Genomic DNA, 17,857 nt, shown 5'->3' with positions numbered 1-17,857 from the left:
GGACCTGTCTACTCGGCCGAGCCGTCGATCTGCTTGCCGGCGATGTGCCCCGTCTGCTCGTACTCGGCCAGCTGCGCGATGCGGCGTGCGTGACGCTCCTCGCCCGAGAACGGCTCGGCGATGAACAGGTCGACGAAGCGGATCGCTTCGTCCTCGGTGTGCTGGCGGGCACCGATCGAGATGACGTTGGCGTCGTTGTGCTGGCGTGCGAGGAGTGCGGTCGACTCGTTCCAGACGAGCGCTGCGCGGACGCCCTCGACCTTGTTCGCGGCGATCTGCTCGCCGTTGCCGGAGCCGCCGAACACGACGCCGAGCGCCTGGACGCCGGCACGCTGGTCGTGCACCACGGCGTGCGCGGCGTTGATGCAGAACGAGGGGTAGTCGTCGAGCGCGTCGTACTCGGTCGGTCCGTGGTCCACGACCTCGTGCCCGGCTTCGGTCAGGTGCGTTGCGAGGGTCTGGTTGAACTCGAGGCCGGCGTGGTCCGTTCCGAGGTGGATGCGCATGGAACCGATCCTATTCCTGCGGCTACTGCCCCCGGACCACCACGACGACGTACCGCGTGGGCCCCTCGCCCGGGTTCCGGTAGACCACGTCGGCGGGGTCACCGAGCTCGATCCGGTCGCCCGCGGCGAGCCGCGTCGGCTCGCCGCCGACGACGAGCTCGAGCACGCCGTCGACCACCCAGATGCAGTGCCGCAGGAACGCGTAGGCGGACGCTGGGTAGGCCACTTCGCGGCCGGCCGGGAGGCGCACCTCGGTGACGTCCGCGGGGAAGGCGGCGCTCGAGACCGGACGGCGGCGGTACCCGGTGTCGGGATCGGTCCAGGACTCCGCGGTCGCGCCGCGTTGGATGCCACGTGCGTCGTCGGGGTCGGTCGCCCTGGGCACCTCGTGCTCGAGGGCCTCGTCGAGGAGCTGCGAGATCGTCAGGCCGAAGGCGCCGGAGAGCCGACCGAGGATCGTCGCGGTGGGGCTCGACACCCCGCGCTCGACGCGGTTGATCATCGCGCGGGAGACGCCGGACTCCTCGGCGAGCTCGGTGAGGCTCCACTTGCGTTCGGTGCGCAGGCGTTGGAGGCGCTCGCCGAGGGCACGCTGCTCGGCGGCGACCGCGTCGTCCGGGGTGGTCGCGTCGTCGATGACCGTTGCGTCATCCGCGATCGGTTCGTCTACGATGTGAGACATGACGACAGCATATGCGACGAACGGGACGGATCCGGTCGTGGTGCGCGATTGCGGACCCCGCGACCTCGACGTCGTGCACGCCCTGCACGTCGACGCCGTGCTGCACTCCACTGCCATCTGGCAGGAGACCCCGCACCCCCGCGCGTACTTCGACGGCTGGCTGGCCGAACGGCGGGGCGACGGGTACCCCGTGCTCGTCGCCGAGGTCGACGGCACCGTTGCCGGGTACGCCACGTACTCGCAGTGGCGACCGCACCACGGCTACCGGCTCACTGTCGAGCACAGCGTCTACGTGGTCGAGTCGTTCCGCGGTCGGGGCATCGCCTCGACCCTGATGCGGTCGCTCGTCGAGCGGGCGACCGCCGAGGGCCGGCACGTCATGATGGCGGGGATCTGCAGCACGAACACCGGGTCGATCGCCCTGCACGAGAAGCTCGGGTTCAGCACGGTCGCGGTCGTGCCCGAGGTCGGACGCAAGTTCGACCGCTGGCTGGACCTGACGCTCATGCGCCTGCCGCTCGCCTGACGCGAGCCGAGGGGCGGGGACGAGCCGCGCCTCCCGTCAGTCGGTGGTGTCGAAGACCGGGCCGACGGTGCGCGAGCGCTTGAGCTCGAAGAAGCCAGGGTACTTGGCCACGGCGACGACGCCGTCCCACAGGTCGAGCGCCTCCTGGCCCTTGGGTGCCGGGGAGATGACCGGGCCGAAGAACGCGGTGCCGGCGACGGCGATGACGGGCGTGCCGACGTCCTGTCCGACGCGGTCGATGCCGTCCTGGTGGCTGACGCGCACGGCGGCGTCGACCTCGTCGGTCCAGGCGTACTCGAGCAGGTCGGCGTCGAGGCCGAGCTCCGCGAGCACTGCGGGGACCACCTGGTCGGGGTCGTGCTCCTGGCGGTGGTGGACGTGCTCACCGAGGGCGTCGTAGAGCGGCTTCACGATGTCCTGGCCGAGCCGGAGCCGCGCCGCCGTGACGATGCGCGGGTAGAGCTGCCCCTTGTGGATGCGCTCGCGGTACTCGTCGGGGATGTCCTGGTCCTCGTTCAGGACGAACAGGCTCATCACCTTCCACGTGACGTCGAGGTCGCGGTGCTCGGCGACCTCGCCCACCCAGCGGCTCGTCATCCACGCCCAGGGGCAGTTCGGATCGAACCAGAACTCCACGGTGGTGCGTTCGGTCGGGTGTTCCGTCGTGTGTTCCGTCGTCTTGTCCACAGTCGTCTCGCTCACGCTCCGAGCGTACGCGGCGTCGCTAGGCTGGGGATGACCGTCCCGCCGGTGCACGACGCCGTGCCGGGACTCCCCCGCGCGGACCACGATCGTCCGCGTCCTCAGCGAAGATGGAGCGTTGCGTGCCCGGAGAGAACCTCACCAGAACCGAAGCCCAGGAACGTGCCGGCATCGTCAGCGTGCAGACGTACGACGTCGAGCTCGACCTGACCCGCGGCGCCGAGACCTTCGGCAGCACCACCCGCGTGCGCTTCACCGCGACCGCCGGTGCGTCCACGTTCATCGACGCGATCACGAAGACCGTGCACTCCGTCACCCTGAACGGCACCGCGCTCGACGTCGCTGCGGTGAACGACGGCGTCCGCATCCAGCTCGACGGCCTGCAGGAGCAGAACGAGCTCGTCGTCGTCAGCGACGCGCTGTACACGAACACCGGCGAGGGCCTGCACCGCTTCGTCGACCCCGTGGACGACGAGGTGTACCTGTACTCCCAGTTCGAGGTCCCCGACTCGCGCCGCATGTTCGCGGTGTTCGAGCAGCCCGACCTCAAGGCACAGTTCTCCTTCACCGTGACGGCGCCGTCACGGTGGCAGGTCGTGTCGAACTCCCCGACGCCCGAGCCCCACGTCGACGGTGAGCACGCGACCTGGGCCTTCGCGCCCACCGCGACCATCTCGAGCTACATCACGGCGCTCATCGCCGGCCCGTACGAGGTCGTCCGCGACGAACTCACGAGCAGCGACGGCCGCACCATCCCACTCGGCGTCTTCGCGCGCAAGTCGCTGGCCGAGTACCTCGACCCCGAGTACGTGTTCGAGACCACGAAGAAGGGCTTCGCCTACTACGAGGAGAAGTTCGACGTCCCGTACCCGTTCGAGAAGTACGACCAGCTCTTCGTGCCGGAGTTCAACGCCGGCGCGATGGAGAACGCGGGCGCGGTCACGTTCACCGAGACCTACGTCTTCCGCTCGAAGGTGACCGACGCCATCAAGGAGCGCCGGGTCGTCACGATCCTGCACGAGCTCGCGCACATGTGGTTCGGCGACCTCGTCACCATGAAGTGGTGGAACGACCTGTGGCTGAACGAGTCGTTCGCCGAGTGGGCCTCCACGATCGCCACCGCCGAGGCCACCGAGTGGACCGAGGCGTGGACCACGTTCCAGGCGATGGAGAAGTCCTGGGCCTACCGCCAGGACCAGCTCCCCTCGACCCACCCGATCGTCGCGACGATCAACGACCTCGAGGACGTCCAGGTCAACTTCGACGGCATCACGTACGCCAAGGGCGGCTCCGTCCTGAAGCAGCTCGTGGCGTGGGTCGGCATCGACGCGTTCTTCGCCGGTGTCTCGGCCTACTTCAAGAAGCACCACCACTCGAACACGGAGCTGCGCGACCTGCTCGTCGAGCTCGAGGCCACCAGCGGCCGTGACCTGTCCGAGTGGTCGAAGCTCTGGCTCGAGACCGCCGGGGTCAACACGCTCCGCCCGGAGATCGAGGTCGACGAGTCCGGCGCGATCACCGCGTTCGCCGTCCTGCAGGAAGCGCCGGCCGACTACCCGACGCTCCGCCCGCACCGCCTCGCCATCGGCGTCTACGCGTTCACGCAGGACGCGGACGCGCCGTTCGGTGCCGACACCGCGTCGTCCGGCGGCAAGCTCGAGCGCGTGCACCGCGTCGAGATCGACGTCGACGGCGCACGCACCGAGGTCCCCGAGCTCGTCGGCGTGCATCGCGGCGACCTCGTGCTCCTCAACGACGACGACCTGGCCTACGCCAAGATCCGTCTCGACGAGCAGTCCCGCACGACGGCGATCGAGCACCTCGCAGCCATCGCGAACCCGCTCGCCCGCTCCATCGTGTGGGGCGCGATGTGGGACGCCACGCGCGACGCCGAGTCGCCCGCCAGCGACTACGTCCGGCTCGCGCTCGGCAACATCGCGACCGAGTCCGAGTCGACGACCATCCGCACGACCCTGTCGCAGCTGCTCCTGACGACGCGCAACTACGTCGCGCCGTCGAAGGTCGACGCCACGGTCCGCACGGTGGGCGAGACGCTCTGGCAGCTCGCGGCCTCGGCCGAGGCCGGGTCGGACGCCCAGTTCCAGTTCGTGAAGTTCTTCGCGCAGATCGCGTCGACGCCCGAGCACGTCGCCACCCTGCAGGGGCTGCGTGACGGTTCGGTCACGCTGAACGGGCTCGAGATCGACACCGACCTGCGCTGGGAGCTGCTCGAGGGCCTCGTGCTCGCCGGTGCCGCCTCCGATGCCGACGTCGACGCCGAGCTCGCGGCCGACAAGACCGCGTCGGGTGAGCAGGCCGCGGCCCGCGCCCGTGCGACGATCCCGACCGCCGAGGGCAAACTGGCCGCCTTCGCGTCGCTCGTCGACTCGTCCGAGCTGCCGAACGCGATCGTGCGGCAGACCACGGTCGGGTTCCAGCACGTGAACAGCCCCGTCGTGCTCGAAGGCCTCGTGCCGAAGTACTTCGAAGTGCTCACCCGCATCTGGGCCGAGCGCAGCTACCACATGGCCGACACCATCGTCTCGGGCCTCTACCCGGCGCCGCTCGCGTCGGCCGAGCTCCGCGACGCCGCCCACGCGTGGCTCGAGGCGCACCCGGAGACCCCGGCGCTGCGTCGCATCGTGTCCGAGAGCGTCGCGGGCACGGAGCGTGCGCTCCGGGTGCAGGCGGCCGACGCTTGAGTCGCTCGTGAACACGGGCGGGGTCGCGGCGTTCCTCATGGAACGCCGAGGCCCCGCCCTCTAGCATCGACCGGATATGACCCTGGCTGCAGAGACCTCCGACGTTCCGAAGTGGGCATCCAACGCGTTCACCCAGTTCGTGGACGCCTGGCACATCCCGATCACGATCGTGATCACGATCATCGCGGCGATCATCCTGCGCGTGATCCTCCGCCGCATGATCAAGCAGATCGTCGATCGCGTCGTGAACGGCGTGAAGAAGCGTCAGGGTGCCGAGGACACGCAGGCGCTCATCGCGTCACCGGTCCAGACGGCGCGCGTGGTGCAGCGGACCCGCACCCTGGGCAGCGTGCTCGAGAACCTCGCGACGGTCATCGTCGTGGTGGTGGCTCTTGCGATCATCATCCCCGTGGCGATCCCGAACGCCGCCGTCGGCATCGTCGGTGGCGCCTCGCTCGTCGCCGCCGGCCTGGCCGTCGGCGCGCAGTCGATCGTGAAGGACCTGCTGTCCGGCATCTTCATGATCCTCGAGGACCAGGCCGGCGTCGGTGACGTCGTCGACACCGGGCAGGCCACGGGCGTCGTCGAGAACGTCGGGCTCCGTGTCATGCAGGTGCGCGACGTCAACGGGATCCTGTGGTTCGTGCCGAACGGCCAGATCCTGCGCGTCGGCAACCTGTCGCAGGGGTGGTCGCGGGTCCTCGTCGACATCACCGTCCCCTACGACACCGACATCGACGCCGTGCAGGACGCCCTGCTCACGGCCGCCGTCACCATGTCGCAGGAGCCCCGCTGGCGCCAGCGCATCGTCGAGAAGCCCGAGATCTGGGGCCTGCAGTCGGTGTCCACGGACGGCATGGTCTTCCGCCTCGTCGTGAAGACCCGCGCGTCCGAGCTCGACGTCGTCGGCCGCGAACTCCGCGCCCGCCTGAAGCACGCCGTCGACGAGCTCGGCATCACCCTGCCCGCGATGGCGATGATCATGCCCGAGGGCTGGGAGAACGCGACCTCGATCAACGGCCTGCGCTCCGTGCAGACGCGTCCGACCCCAGCGCCGACCAAGCCGCGCCGAACCAAGCGCAACGTGCTCGGGCAACCCATCCGGACCGACGACCACCACGACGGTGGGAAGGACTCCCAGTGACCGATCCCACGTCCCCGAACAGCGGCACCGGCGGAGCGGGCCTCGGCATGCCGGGGGTGCCGGGGGTGCCGGGGGTGCCGGCCCAGCCGATCACGCTGCGGGTCGGCGAGCACGGGGTCTCGGCCACCGGCTCGCTCTTCGACCGCATCGGCGGCGCCCCGACCTTCGACCGGCTCGTCCGCCGCTTCTACGAGGGCGTGCAGCAGGACGACGTCATCTGGCCGATGTACCCGGCCGACGACCTCGAGGGCGCGATCTGGCGCCTGTCGGCCTTCCTGCAGCAGTACTGGGGCGGGCCGGGAACCTACAGCGAGGAGCGCGGACACCCCCGGCTCCGGATGCGGCACAACCCGTTCCACATCACGTCCGAGGCCCGCGAACGATGGCTGCACCACATGCGCGAGGCCGTCGAGTCGCTGCAGCTCGCACCCCTCGACGAGGCCGAGCTCTGGGCGTACCTCGACCGCGCCGCGCACGCCATGACGAACACCTTCGACTGACCCGGGCGCGCCCCGCGCCCGCGCCCGCGGCCCCTTCAGGTTCCGAAATCTGCACATCTCGGCGGCGCCTCGTCCCGTTCATGGAACCTCGGCGAACGGCGCGCGGCATGTCGTGGAACCTCGGCGGCGCTGATGCCGCCGCCGAGGGCGGAACGTGGTCCTCAGCGCACGTACGAGCCGGTGGCGAGGTCCTCGACCAGGGACGGGTGCGTCGGGTTCCACCCGTAGGCGGAGCGCGCATGGGCACCGGACGCCTCCTGGTGCAGGAGCAGCGCGTCCGCGAAGGCCCCGCCGAGTCGCTCGCGCGAAGCTTCGACGCTCTCGGGGACGACCGGTGCACCGTGCGCCCCCGCTTCGGCGAGCTCGCGCACCGTCGGGTTGTCCCCGGACGCGGCGACGATGTACCCGTCCTGCTCGGCACGCTCCAGCGCGAGGACGTAGAGCTCGCCGAGGTCGTCGACGTGCACCGTGGTCCAGCGCTGCGAGCCGTCACCGACCAGCGTGACCGGCTGGGTGCCGTCGCTGACGAACATCGCGGGGATGCCGACACCTCGCCCGTACACGATGCCCGGGGCGACGATCGTGGTCCGCACGTCGCTCGCCCGCACGGCAGCCTCGTTCGCCGTACGCCACGACGTCAGCTCGGGCGGATCGATCGGCGACTGCTCCGAGATGTCCGTCGAGTTGCCGAAGGTGAAGATGCCGCCGGTGTGCACGAACGGCTTCGGTGTGCCGACGGACGCGCGCAGGACCGTCGCGGTGAAGTCCGGGTCGACGTCGGCGGCGGACGCCGTGTGCACGACGCCGTCGGTCTCGTCGAGCAGTCGTTCGACGACCTCGGTGTCGGTGACGTCCCCGACGAGGGCGTGCCCACCGGCGTCACGCACGTGCTGCGCCTTCTCGTCGGATCGGACGATGGCGGTCACCTCGTGCCCGTGGGCGACGAGGGCGCAGAGGACAGAGGAACCGATGTACCCGGACGCGCCGGTGAGCAAGACGTGCATGCGGCCAGCCAACCACCAGGCCCGACCGTGACGCTCGCTACGGGTTCAGGGTCCAGGCGCGGCGCTTGACCAGCACGTGCCCGCGCGACGTCGTGAGACGGCTCCACGGACCCGTCTCGAACAAGCGGACCGGGTCGTGCCCGAGGAAGCCGAGGCTCTCCCCCGCGAAGCCTGCACCAGCGGGCAGGTGCTCGATGCCCGGCACCGGACGGCCCCACACCTCGGATCGCACCTTGCGGATGATCGCCTCACCCGCGTTGGTCGGGACGGCATCGGCGACCTCGGCGATGCCGTCACGGGTGGCGCGGCGTAGCAGCTCCGGCGAGACGTCGGGCAGCGGCACCCATCCGCCACGGGGCGGGGAGATCGCCGCCCACGTCACGGTGTGGACCTCGTGCGGGAGCTCGACCTCGATCGGGGTGGCCCGCGTCGGGTCGGCGCCGTCTGCGTGCTCGGCGTCCTGTGCCTCGGCGAGGAGCCGGAGCCGCTCGAGCAGGGACTGCAGCGGCACCACGGCGTCGATCGTCGCGGGCTCGGTGAGCGAGAACGTACGGAGGCCGAGCACCGTCGGCAGCTCGTCGAGGAGTCCGAGGGGGTACAGGATCGCCGTGTAGACCGCGAGGACACCGGAGTCGGCGATGAGCCGGACCGAACCGTCCTCGATCCGAGCGGCACGTCCGAGGTACGTGCGGAGGTCACCGAGGGAGGCGGCGTCGGGAAGCGTGAACGAGGTGCCCATGTCGAACCGATCCTACCGGCGCACCCTGTGTTCGTAGACTGCACCACGTGAACGGCGAACCCGACTTCCTGCGGACACTCCGACTCGAGGACACCGGTGCGAGCACGGGTGAGACGATCCTCACCGGCGCGAACCACTGGTCCCCCGGTGGGCGGGTGTTCGGCGGTCAGGTGCTCGCCCAGTGCATCGTCGCTGCGCAGGCCACCATCGACGGGCGTGACATCCACTCGATGCACGGGTACTTCCTGCGCCCCGGCGACATCGACGTGCCGATCACCTTCGGTGTCGAACGCATCCACGACGGTCGGTCCTTCGCGACGCGGCGCGTGCAGGCCTACCAGCGCGGTGTGCCGATCTTCTCGATGATCGCGTCGTTCCAGGTGCCGGACACCGGGGTCGAGCACCAGGACCCGTACCCGGTGGACACGCCGTCACCGGAGTCGCTGCCGTCCGCCGCGTCGATCCTGTCCACCATCGACCACCCCGTCGCCAAGGCCTGGGCCGAACGGTCGATCGACCTGCGGCACGTCGAGGGACCGGTGTTCGTCGACGTGCAGGGCGAGCACGTGCCGCACCAGGCGGTCTGGTTCCGTGTGCAGGGCGATCTGCCGGACGACCCCGCGCTGCACCGTGCGGTCCTCGGGTACGCCAGCGACCTGTCGATCCTCGAACCGATCATGCGGCGGCACGGCGTCGCCTGGGGCACACCCGGCGTGAAGAGCGCCAGCCTCGACCACGCGATGTGGTGGCACCGCGACGGTCGGGCCGACGAGTGGGTCCTGTACACGCAGGAGTCCCCCAGCGCGCAGGGCGGCCGGGGGCTCGCCTTCGGCCGGATGTTCTCCCGCGACAGACGCCTGCTGGCGACCGTGGCGCAGGAGGGCATGATGCGGGTCCCTACGGGCGGCTGAACTCCACCGGGGCCTCGAGGTACTGCTCGCACGCCGCACGCTCGACCGCGGTCAGCCGCCGAGGACGGTTCGTGGCGGCGTCCACCATGACGAGCGCGGTCGTCGCCCGGGTGTAGAGCTCGGCCGGCTGCTGCCCGACCGGCGACCAGACCTCGTACGACACGTCGACGCTCGCTCCACCGAGCCGCCCGATCCACATCTGGATGTCGAGCGGCTGGCGCAGGTACGGGATCGACGCGAGGTACTCGAGGCGCTGTCCGGCGATCACCGTCATCGTGCCGGAGCCCGGCCGACCGTCGATGATCGGCTCGGGCAGGCTGCCGTCAGCCGACAGCTCACCGGCGTCCGGGCCCCAGAACCCCACGATGCGCGCCTCTTCGAGCAGGCGCAGCATCGCGGAGTTGTTGACGTGGCCGTAGGCGTCGATGTCGCTCCACCGCATGCGGATGGGAGCGTGCAGTCTCGCCACGCGGGTCAGTCGCGGGTGAGCTTGCGGTACGTCGCGCGCCCGGGCTTCGCGGCGTCGGCACCGAGGCGCTCGATCTTGTTCTCCTCGTACGCCTCGAAGTTGCCCTCGAACCAGTACCAGTTCGGCGTGCCGTCCTCGTTGAGGCCTTCCCACGCCAGGATGTGGGTCGCGATGCGGTCGAGGAACCACCGGTCGTGGGTGATGACCACAGCGCAACCGGGGTACTCGAGCAGGGCGTTCTCGAGGCTGCCGAGGGTCTCGACGTCCAGGTCGTTCGTCGGCTCGTCGAGGAGCAGCAGGTTGCCGCCCTGCTTGAGCGTCAGCGCGAGGTTCAGACGGTTGCGCTCACCACCGGACAGGATGCCGGCACGCTTCTGCTGGTCCGGGCCCTTGAACCCGAACTGCGAGACGTACGCACGGGACGGGATCTCGGTCTTGCCGACCTGGATGTAGTCGAGCCCGTCGGACACGACCTCCCACAGGTTCTTGTTCGGGTCGATGCCGCCACGGCTCTGGTCGACGTACGAGATGTCGACCGTGTCGCCGATCTTCAGCGTGCCGCCGTCGAGGGGCTCGAGCCCGACGATCGTCTTGAACAGCGTCGTCTTGCCGACACCGTTCGGGCCGATGACACCGACGATGCCGTTGCGGGGCAGCGTGAAGGACAGGTCACCGATGATGACGCGCTCACCGAACTGCTTGTGCAACTTCTCGGCGTCGATGACCTGCGAGCCCAGACGCGGGCCCACGGGGATCACGATCTCCTCGAAGTCGAGCTTGCGGGTGCGCTCGGCCTCGGTGACCATCTCTTCGTACCGGGCGAGACGGGCCTTCGACTTCGCCTGACGGCCCTTGGTGTTGCTGCGGACCCAGTCGAGCTCGGAGGACAGGCGCTTCGCGAGCTTCGCGTCCTTCTTGCCCTGCACCTCGAGGCGCGCACGCTTCTTCTCGAGGTACGTCGAGTAGTTGCCCTCGTACGGGTAGAGGCGACCACGGTCGACCTCGGCGATCCACTGGGCCACGTGGTCCAGGAAGTACCGGTCGTGGGTCACGGCGAGGACGGCACCGTGGTACTGCTGCAGGTGCTGCTCGAGCCACTGCACACTCTCGGCGTCCAGGTGGTTGGTGGGCTCGTCGAGCAGGAGCAGGTCGGGCTTCTGGAGCAGGAGCTTGCAGAGCGCGACACGACGCTTCTCACCGCCGGACAGGTGCGTGACGAGCTCGTCCCCCGGGGGGCACTGGAGCGCGGCCATGGCCTGCTCGAGCTGCGAGTCGAGGTCCCACGCGTCGGCGGCGTCGATCTCCTCCTGCAGCGTGCCCATCTCGGCGAGGAGCGCGTCGAAGTCGGCGTCGGGCTCGGCCATCAGCGCGGAGATCTCGTTGAAGCGGGCGAGCTTCGCGTGGATCTCGCCGACGCCTTCCTGGACGTTCTCGAGCACGGTCTTCGTCTCGTCGAGCTCCGGCTCCTGCATGAGGATGCCGACGGTGAAGCCCGGCGTGAGCTTCGCCTCGCCGTTCGACGGCTGGTCGAGACCGGCCATGATCTTCAGGATCGTCGACTTGCCCGCACCGTTCGGTCCCACGACGCCGATCTTGGCGCCGGGGAGGAACGACATCGTGACGTCGTCGAGGATCAGCTTGTCGCCGACCGCCTTGCGGGCGCGGACCATCTGGTAGATGTACTCAGCCATATCGGCCCCTAGTGTAGTGACCCCGTCGGTGCGTCGCGCGCTCGGCACCGGATCGCCGCTTCGCGCACCCGGCGGAACGGGGGTCTGTCGGGATCCGTGACGACGACGTAGGTTGTCCTCGCCAACCACCTCGGGGCCCGTCACTCACCACGACGCGGACCGGCTCAGGATCACGGACGGGATGACAACCATGACCAGGCACGCCACACGACTGCGCCGACTCGCGCTCCCCTTCCTCGGAGCGATCGCGCTCACCGCTGCCCTCGTCGCGCCTGCGTCTCCGGCGACGGCCGCCGGCGCAGTGCCGAAGGGCTCCCCGTACCTGCTCTACACGGCGACCATCAGCGCCGACGGGGCCGGTACGGGGTACTCGTCGTACATCAACGTGCACGACGCCCACAACAACGCCTACGCGTTCGGCATCCAGTCGGACAAGGGTTCGCCCGAGAGCAAGGGCAAGCCGCGCTTCATCTGGGAGCGGGTGCAGAACGGCAAGTTCACCTACGGGTACCTCGGGCCGGCGACGAACAAGAACACCCCGATCGGGATGCGCTGGTACCAGAACGACGTCGCGACGATGATCGTCAACCACAAGACGATCGGCACGCTCAAGCTCAACCTGGACGGTCGGCTGTTCTTCAACGCCGAGGCGAACGGCCGCCTCAACGGCGACGTCGTGCACTCCACTGTCCAGGACACCCGCATCACGGTGGGCAACGTCAAGGGCCGGACCGGTCTGAACGGCACGTGGAACACGAACTTCTCGTTCCACGGCATCAAGGCGACCCAGATCAACAAGCCGGCGGTCCAGGGAGCGACGTTCCGGATCAACGGTCGGGTCTCCGGGCTGCCGCGCGGCGGCAACTGGGACACCGACCAGGTGTCCGGCATCGGGATGATCGCGCAGAAGTGGTGACCGTCCGGCGCGTCTGACCAGGGTCACGCGGCGGCCCGAGTGAGCGGCCCGTCGTCATCCGACGGCTGGGGGTCGAATGCGGCTCCGTCCTGCTCGAGCATCCGCTCGGACGGCCCGACCGCGTCCGCGCCGTCCAGCCCGTGGTCGGTCCCGGCCTCGTTCTCGTGGTCGAGCCCGTCGCCGTGGTCGGCCTCGGCCCGGTGGTCGGTCTCCGCCTCAGGGTCCGCCCCGAGCTCGTGGCCGGCGTCCTGCCCGTGCTCGTGCCGTTGACCGTCGAGCGCCGGAGCAGCGACGAGGCCGCCGCCGTGCACCTCGCCGGTTCGGGGATCGACGCCCCGCACGCCGCCGTGCCCGGACGTGGTGTCGTTCACCTGCCGCGGCACCCGGACCCAGTTGCTGATGCCCCACGCCAGGTCGTGCCCGATGCCGTCGGCGTCGATCTCGACCGACGTGCCGCCCCGGCCGTCGCGCTCCCAGGTGCGGATCCGGACGCGGCCGGACACGACGATGCGGTCACCCTTCTTCAGGGACTTGAACACGTTCGACGCGAGGGAGCGGAACGCGGTGACCGTGTACCAGTTGGTCGCACCGTTGACCCAGGCCGCGCTGGCCCGGTCCCAACGACGTGACGGTGAGGCGAGGCGCAGGCTCGTGATGGCGATGCCGGTCTCGGTGACGAGGTGACGGGGTTCCGTGGCGACGATTCCGCAGACGGTGATGATGTCGTTCATGCGTCGATCGTCATCGAGCCCGGGGCTGCGGAAGCAGCCCCGGGCTCGATCTGTGGCGTGTGGACCCGATCAGGCGACCTGTGGAGGACGAGTCCCCCGGGCCTCCTGTCCGGCCCTGGACCGCTAGTGCGCTCGGAACTCGGGCCGCGCCGCGAGCGGGCCGAGCGCGGCGTGGACCGCACCCTTCGCCGACTCGAGCGACGGGTACAGCCCGCCGCTGCGCCCTCGTCCGTAGAGCTCGACCTGGAAGCCGTCCGCCGCACGGTGGATGCTGCCCACCGCACCTGCCGGACCGATCGCGACCCAGGTCCCGGTGTTGTTCGTCATCGTTCGACCACCTCCTCGTGGCCCCGACGCCCGAGGATCAGGACGTCAGGATGTACTGACTGTAGGCCTTGCGGACCTTGTTCACCTTGGGCAGCGCGACTGCGAGGCAGTAGCCCTGACCGGGGTTCTTCGCGAAGAAGTCCTGGTGGTACTCCTCCGCCGGGTAGAACGTCGAGAGCGGCTCGATCGTGGTGACGATCCCGCCGTCCCAGACGTCGGACGCGCGCTCGATCGCCCGCTCGAACAGCGCGCGTTGCGCGTCGTCCGCCGGGAACACCGCCGAGCGGTACTGCGTGCCGACGTCGGCGCCCTGCCGGTTGAGCTGCCGCGGGTCGTGCAGCGTGAAGAACACGTCGAGGATGACCTCGGCCGGGATCACCGTCTCGTCGAAGGTGACCGCGACCGCCTCGGCGTGACCGGTCGAGCCCGTGCACACCAACTCGTACGACGGGTTCTCCACCCGACCGCCGATGTAGCCGGACTCCACGTCCTGCACGCCCTGGAGCGTGCGGTACACGGCATCGAGACACCAGAAACATCCACCTGCGAGCACGAACGTGGTCATTGCCACAACCTACCTCCCCGAGATCCGCGCAGGGCCGGACCGGGGACATCCCTCCACAGCACGCACCGCCCGCAGCGCCGTCCACGATGCGCCAGCACGGCGACGGCGTGTCGGTGGTGGCCCGTAGCGTCGAGACCACACCGACCAGGAGGCCACGATGCAGACCACGACCGAACCCGCACTGCGGATCCGCACCGTCCCGCTCTCCCGGTCCCGCGGCGACTACCGCATCCTCGACGTCCGCGACGACCTGAGCCGCGTGACCCGCGCCAACGGCGAGATCGTCGGCTACGTCGACCGCATCGACGTCGCTGGTGACACCGCCTACCGCGCCCGTCGCTACGTCGCCACCGAGCGTCGGTTCGTCGAGCTGCCCAACGTGTGGTCGGCCGACGACGCCGTGGACTGCCTCCGCTGGTCATGATGTTCCAGATTGGAATCATCTCGGGTCGGATGCGCGGAACGCCGTTCGTCCTCCCCGGGGCCTGACCGTTTCGTGAGTATGGTGCGCGCATGGACTGGTGGAACGACCTGACCGACTGGACTTCGTCCGACGACGGGTGGCGGGTGATCTCGGGTGCCGTGATCCCCTTCGTCGCCATCGTCGTCGCCGGCGTGATCGCGGCGCTCATCGGACGGGGTGCGACCAAACGAGTCGTCGCCCTGCAGGAGCGCGAGTCGAAGAACGCCGCCGTCGCGGCGATCATCTCCGCGGCGCGCAAGGCCGCTGCCTGGGGCTCACTCGGGCACGACGAACGCAGCTACGCGGACCACCTGGCAGAGGATGCCGACATCCGGCTCCGGCTGCTCCCCGTGCCGGGCGCGCCCCTCGCCGCCAACTGGGCACAGCACGAGATCGCCGACATCAAGAAGAACTCGTCGACCTTCAGCTTCCAGGCCGACCAGTCGCTCGCGGAGTTCCGCGACCGCCTGCTCGAGTGGCAGGCCCGTCCGGGTCGCGCACGCAAGCTCTTCAAGGCCGACCTCGAGCGCTGGAAGTTCGAGTCCCCCGACCCGGATGCCGACCTGATCAAGCGCCAGCAGGACTGGAACGCCGACCAGAACAGCACCGCCCGCCCGCAGACCCCGGCGGCGTCCGCCCAGGCCGCTCCCGTCGAGCGCCCGACGCCGACGACGACCTCCCTGCGTCCGGCACAGCGTCCGGGAGGCACGCCCGCCTCCGCGCCGTCGGCCCCGGCCGACGGCGCGTCGGCCCCCGCCGGTGGCGCCCCCGCTGCCGCAGCCGGGTCGGCGTCCGCCACCGCCGCAGGACCCGGGTTCTCGGTGAACCGCGGTGGGTCCGACGCCAACGCCACCCGCTCCTACGGCGAGAACACCACCCGCGTCTACGGTGACGACGCCGCACCCCCCGTGCGCCCGGCACTCGGAACGCCCACGTCGCCCGCACGCTCGACCCCGAGCCGCGGCACCGACGACAACGAGGTGGTGGACGACGACGCCGTCACCAAGGCCTTCGGTGACACCGACCGGGTGACCCCGGCCCGCGGCACCGACCGTCCTGCACCGTCCACCGTCGCGACGCCGGCACCCACCTCCGCTGACGCCCACGTCAACCGGACGCCCGCCAACGACGTGCCGACGACCGGGGGCGCACCGACGAGGCCGGCGTCCGCTCCGGCTCAGAAGGTCGAGACCCCGGGCACGACGAACACGACGTCGATCCCGACCCGCATCACCCAGGCGCCGGCGGAGCCCACCGACGCGAGCGAGACGTCCGAGGCGCCGCACACGCAGCCGATCAGCGCCGCCGAACTCCGCCGCCGCGCCGCCGACGACGACGAGTAGCGGGCACGGACACCCAGCACGCGGCACGCAGCGCCCAGCACGCAGCGTCCGACTCCGCCACGAACGAGCAACGGGCCGCCATCCGATCGGATGGCGGCCCGTTCGCGTCGTGCCCCCGGCAGGAATCGAACCCGCGGCACGGTGGGTAGAAACCACCTGCTCTATCCACTGAGCTACGGAGGCGAGCGACGTCGATTCTAACCGGGACCCGCCGGTCGAGCGGTTCCGGAACGGTTCGGCCGTCGTCTGCCCGCAGTTCGCCTCCGGGACACCCGCGCTTCGTACCGTCCGGGAGATGCACTCCTCTGCCACCGTCCTCGCCGTCGTCCCCGCGCGCGCCGGCTCGAAGGGCATCCCGGGCAAGAACCTCCGGACGGTCGGAGGCCGGTCGCTCGTCCGTCGGGCCGTGGAGTCGGCACGCAGCGCGGCACTGATCGACGCCGTGGTCGTCACGACCGACGGTGACGCCATCGCCGCCGAGGCCCGCGCCGCCGGGGCCGACGTGGTCCGACGGCCGGCCGACCTCGCGGGCGACCAGGCGTCGTCGGAGTCCGCGCTGCTCCACGTGCTCGACGAACTCGAGGCCGCCGGCGATGCGCTGCCCGAGGTCCTGGTGTTCCTGCAGGCGACCTCGCCGTTCATCGACCCGGACGACCTCGACACGGCGATCCGGCGCGTCTCGGAGGGGCACGCCGACGTCGTGTTCGCCGCGGCGCCGTCGCACGCGTTCCTGTGGCGCGTCGCCGCGGACGGTTCCGCCGTCGCCGTGAACCACGACGCGGCCATCCGTCCACGTCGTCAGGACCGCGCGGCCGAGTACCGCGAGACCGGCGCCTCGTACGTCATGCGGACCGACGGCTTCCGGCGGCACCGGCACCGCTTCCACGGCCGCGTCGAACTCATCGCCGTCGACCCCGCCGGCGCGATCGACATCGACGACGAGACCGACCTGATCGCGGCCGAAGCCACAGCCGACGCCACGGCTGAAGCCGTCGCTCCCCAGATCACGGACCACGACCCATCCCCGACGCGGGCAGCCCCCGCACTGAACGGAGCACCATGACCGTCACCATCGGTACGTCCACGATCGGCGCGGGCCACCCCGCGTACCTCATCGGCGAGATCGGCCTCAACCACAACGGTGACGTCGACATCGCCAAGCAGCTCATCGACGTCGCCGCCGACGCCGGACTGCAGGCCGTCAAGTTCCAGAAGCGCACCCCGGCCATCTCCACGCCCGAGCACATGAAGAACACGCCCCGCAGCACCCCGTGGGGCGAGATGACCTACCTGGAGTACCGCTACCGCGTCGAGTTCGACCGCGACCAGTACATCGAGATCGGCGACCACGCCACGCTCCGCGGCCTCGACTGGTTCGCCTCCCCCTGGGACGAGCCGTCCGTGGACTTCCTCGAGGACCTCAACGTCGTCGCGTACAAGATCGCCTCGGCGTCGGTGACCGACCTGGGGATGCTCGCCGCCGTCGCCGCGACCGGCAAGCCCGTCATCCTGTCGACGGGCATGTCGACGCTCGAGCAGATCGACGCGGCAGTCGACGCCCTCGGGACCGACCACCTCGTGCTCATGCACGCGACGTCGACGTACCCGCTCCCCGCCGAGGAGGCGAACCTGCGCATGATCGACACCCTCGCGCACCGCTACTCGGGCGTGCCGGTCGGGTACTCCGGTCACGAGCCGGGGCTGCAGATCTCGATCGCCGCCGTCGCCCTCGGCGCGACCGCCGTCGAACGGCACATCACCCTCGACCGCACGATGTGGGGCTCGGACCACGCGGCCTCGCTCGAGCCGCACGGCCTGAAGACCCTGGCGCGGGACATCCGGATCATCGAGACCGCGCTCGGTGACGGGGTGAAGCGCATCTTCCCCGGCGAGCGGGCACCGCTCGCCAAGCTGCGCCGCGTCGGCGCGTGAGCGG

At 70.2% G+C, this 17,857-nt stretch carries 20 protein-coding genes and 1 tRNA gene; 10 read left to right on the top strand and 11 right to left on the bottom strand.

What is annotated here, in order from left to right; translation table 11 throughout:
* Positions 1-8 precede the first annotated feature (8 nt).
* Positions 9-506: a ribose-5-phosphate isomerase gene (locus OGL88_RS14070; protein WP_263091800.1), complete on the bottom strand. Its 498-nt coding sequence runs from the start codon at positions 504-506 to the stop codon at positions 9-11.
* Between the two features lie 22 nt (positions 507-528).
* Complete coding sequence (locus OGL88_RS14065) at positions 529-1,188, bottom strand: helix-turn-helix domain-containing protein (RefSeq protein WP_263091799.1); 660 nt, start codon at positions 1,186-1,188, stop codon at positions 529-531.
* Between OGL88_RS14065 and OGL88_RS14060 the strand changes: the two genes are divergently transcribed.
* Positions 1,187-1,714 carry a GNAT family N-acetyltransferase gene (locus tag OGL88_RS14060; RefSeq protein WP_263091798.1) on the top strand — a complete coding sequence of 176 codons (528 nt, stop codon included), beginning with the start codon at positions 1,187-1,189 and terminating at the stop codon, positions 1,712-1,714. The two genes, OGL88_RS14065 and OGL88_RS14060, sit on opposite strands and share 2 nt — an antisense overlap.
* Before the next feature lie 36 nt (positions 1,715-1,750).
* On the opposite strand, the gene OGL88_RS14055 is transcribed toward OGL88_RS14060, so the two are convergent.
* Entirely contained in the window at positions 1,751-2,416 is a 666-nt protein-coding gene (locus tag OGL88_RS14055; protein ID WP_263091797.1) for a mycothiol-dependent nitroreductase Rv2466c family protein, read from the bottom strand.
* A gap of 122 nt (positions 2,417-2,538) precedes the next feature.
* Here OGL88_RS14055 and pepN point away from each other — a divergent pair, with 122 nt between their 5' ends.
* From pepN to OGL88_RS14040, 3 genes are all read left to right on the top strand, one after another.
* Positions 2,539-5,118, top strand: coding sequence for an aminopeptidase N (pepN, locus tag OGL88_RS14050; protein WP_263091796.1), 2,580 nt, complete (start codon positions 2,539-2,541; stop codon positions 5,116-5,118).
* 76 nt (positions 5,119-5,194) lie between these two features.
* Positions 5,195-6,262 carry a mechanosensitive ion channel family protein gene (locus OGL88_RS14045; RefSeq protein ID WP_263091795.1) on the top strand — a complete coding sequence of 356 codons (1,068 nt, stop codon included), beginning with the start codon at positions 5,195-5,197 and terminating at the stop codon, positions 6,260-6,262.
* A 47-nt stretch (positions 6,263-6,309) separates the two neighbouring features.
* The gene (locus OGL88_RS14040) at positions 6,310-6,762 is read left to right on the top strand and encodes a globin (RefSeq protein WP_263091812.1); all 453 of its coding nucleotides are present in this window, start codon (positions 6,310-6,312) and stop codon (positions 6,760-6,762) included.
* Positions 6,763-6,923: 161 nt separating this feature from the next.
* Here the strand turns inward: OGL88_RS14040 and OGL88_RS14035 are convergent, their stop codons facing one another.
* Complete coding sequence (locus tag OGL88_RS14035; protein WP_263091794.1) at positions 6,924-7,766, bottom strand: NAD-dependent epimerase/dehydratase family protein; 843 nt, start codon at positions 7,764-7,766, stop codon at positions 6,924-6,926.
* A 37-nt stretch (positions 7,767-7,803) separates the two neighbouring features.
* Positions 7,804-8,505: a hypothetical protein gene (locus OGL88_RS14030; RefSeq protein ID WP_263091793.1), complete on the bottom strand. Its 702-nt coding sequence runs from the start codon at positions 8,503-8,505 to the stop codon at positions 7,804-7,806.
* Between the two features lie 47 nt (positions 8,506-8,552).
* Between OGL88_RS14030 and OGL88_RS14025 the strand changes: the two genes are divergently transcribed.
* Positions 8,553-9,416: an acyl-CoA thioesterase gene (locus tag OGL88_RS14025; protein ID WP_263091792.1), complete on the top strand. Its 864-nt coding sequence runs from the start codon at positions 8,553-8,555 to the stop codon at positions 9,414-9,416.
* Here OGL88_RS14025 and OGL88_RS14020 read toward each other — a convergent pair.
* Both OGL88_RS14020 and ettA read right to left on the bottom strand, forming a co-directional pair.
* A complete protein-coding gene (locus tag OGL88_RS14020; RefSeq protein ID WP_263091790.1) occupies positions 9,403-9,858 on the bottom strand; it encodes an acyl-CoA thioesterase in 456 nt (151 codons plus the stop codon). The two genes, OGL88_RS14025 and OGL88_RS14020, sit on opposite strands and share 14 nt — an antisense overlap.
* A gap of 32 nt (positions 9,859-9,890) precedes the next feature.
* Positions 9,891-11,576 carry an energy-dependent translational throttle protein EttA gene (ettA, locus tag OGL88_RS14015; RefSeq protein ID WP_111086790.1) on the bottom strand — a complete coding sequence of 562 codons (1,686 nt, stop codon included), beginning with the start codon at positions 11,574-11,576 and terminating at the stop codon, positions 9,891-9,893.
* A gap of 190 nt (positions 11,577-11,766) precedes the next feature.
* On the opposite strand from ettA, the gene OGL88_RS14010 reads away from it, so the two are divergent.
* The gene (locus tag OGL88_RS14010; protein ID WP_159573927.1) at positions 11,767-12,492 is read left to right on the top strand and encodes a hypothetical protein; all 726 of its coding nucleotides are present in this window, start codon (positions 11,767-11,769) and stop codon (positions 12,490-12,492) included.
* Between the two features lie 23 nt (positions 12,493-12,515).
* Here OGL88_RS14010 and OGL88_RS14005 read toward each other — a convergent pair whose 3' ends face one another.
* The 3 genes from OGL88_RS14005 to msrA form a co-directional block, all read right to left on the bottom strand.
* Positions 12,516-13,223 carry a single-stranded DNA-binding protein gene (locus OGL88_RS14005; RefSeq protein WP_263091789.1) on the bottom strand — a complete coding sequence of 236 codons (708 nt, stop codon included), beginning with the start codon at positions 13,221-13,223 and terminating at the stop codon, positions 12,516-12,518.
* Between the two features lie 123 nt (positions 13,224-13,346).
* Positions 13,347-13,550, bottom strand: coding sequence for a methyltransferase (locus OGL88_RS14000; protein ID WP_205464191.1), 204 nt, complete (start codon positions 13,548-13,550; stop codon positions 13,347-13,349).
* A 37-nt stretch (positions 13,551-13,587) separates the two neighbouring features.
* The gene (gene msrA, locus OGL88_RS13995; RefSeq protein WP_205464190.1) at positions 13,588-14,115 is read right to left on the bottom strand and encodes a peptide-methionine (S)-S-oxide reductase MsrA; all 528 of its coding nucleotides are present in this window, start codon (positions 14,113-14,115) and stop codon (positions 13,588-13,590) included.
* Positions 14,116-14,272: 157 nt separating this feature from the next.
* Between msrA and OGL88_RS13990 the strand changes: the two genes are divergently transcribed.
* Positions 14,273-14,539, top strand: coding sequence for a hypothetical protein (locus tag OGL88_RS13990; protein WP_111086795.1), 267 nt, complete (start codon positions 14,273-14,275; stop codon positions 14,537-14,539).
* Positions 14,540-14,628: 89 nt separating this feature from the next.
* Entirely contained in the window at positions 14,629-15,921 is a 1,293-nt protein-coding gene (locus OGL88_RS13985; RefSeq protein ID WP_263091788.1) for a hypothetical protein, read from the top strand.
* Positions 15,922-16,031: 110 nt separating this feature from the next.
* On the opposite strand, the gene OGL88_RS13980 is transcribed toward OGL88_RS13985, so the two are convergent.
* A tRNA-Arg gene (locus OGL88_RS13980) sits at positions 16,032-16,104 on the bottom strand.
* A 112-nt stretch (positions 16,105-16,216) separates the two neighbouring features.
* On the opposite strand from OGL88_RS13980, the gene OGL88_RS13975 reads away from it, so the two are divergent.
* Complete coding sequence (locus tag OGL88_RS13975; RefSeq protein WP_263091787.1) at positions 16,217-16,984, top strand: acylneuraminate cytidylyltransferase family protein; 768 nt, start codon at positions 16,217-16,219, stop codon at positions 16,982-16,984.
* The gene (locus tag OGL88_RS13970) at positions 16,981-17,853 is read left to right on the top strand and encodes an N-acetylneuraminate synthase family protein (RefSeq protein ID WP_263091786.1); all 873 of its coding nucleotides are present in this window, start codon (positions 16,981-16,983) and stop codon (positions 17,851-17,853) included. The genes OGL88_RS13975 and OGL88_RS13970 overlap by 4 nt, the downstream gene beginning before the upstream one ends.
* The last annotated feature ends 4 nt before the right edge of the window (positions 17,854-17,857 follow it).

This window comes from Curtobacterium sp. RIT-PI-V (assembly GCF_025642935.1).
Taxonomy (GTDB): domain Bacteria; phylum Actinomycetota; class Actinomycetes; order Actinomycetales; family Microbacteriaceae; genus Curtobacterium.
This window is presented reverse-complemented; position numbering and strand designations above follow the sequence as displayed.